Raw genomic sequence first — 220 nt, 5'->3', positions numbered from 1 at the left:
ACACGACCGTTAAGCCCTCCAGCGCCGATGGTACTTGGACCGCAGGGTCCTGGGAGAGTAGGACGTCGCCAAGCAACCCCATAATGGGGATTTTTTTTCGCCTATCAGGCTATTGATTATACATACAAAAATGATTTTTTAGATGGGGCTATAGCTCAGCTGGGAGAGCGCCTGCCTTGCACGCAGGAGGTCAGGGGTTCGATCCCCCTTGGCTCCACCA

The 220-nt window shown here is 53.6% G+C and carries 1 tRNA gene and 1 rRNA gene; both read left to right on the top strand.

Going from position 1 to position 220, the window contains the following annotated elements:
- Window positions 1-74, top strand: a 5S ribosomal RNA gene (gene rrf, locus G9G53_RS26985); the annotation flags it as partial.
- A gap of 70 nt (window positions 75-144) precedes the next feature.
- Window positions 145-220: transfer RNA gene (locus tag G9G53_RS26120), tRNA-Ala, on the top strand.

Origin of the sequence: Paenibacillus sp. EKM206P, assembly GCF_011066155.1 — a bacterium.
GTDB lineage: Bacteria > Bacillota > Bacilli > Paenibacillales > Paenibacillaceae > Paenibacillus > Paenibacillus polymyxa_D.
This window is presented reverse-complemented; position numbering and strand designations above follow the sequence as displayed.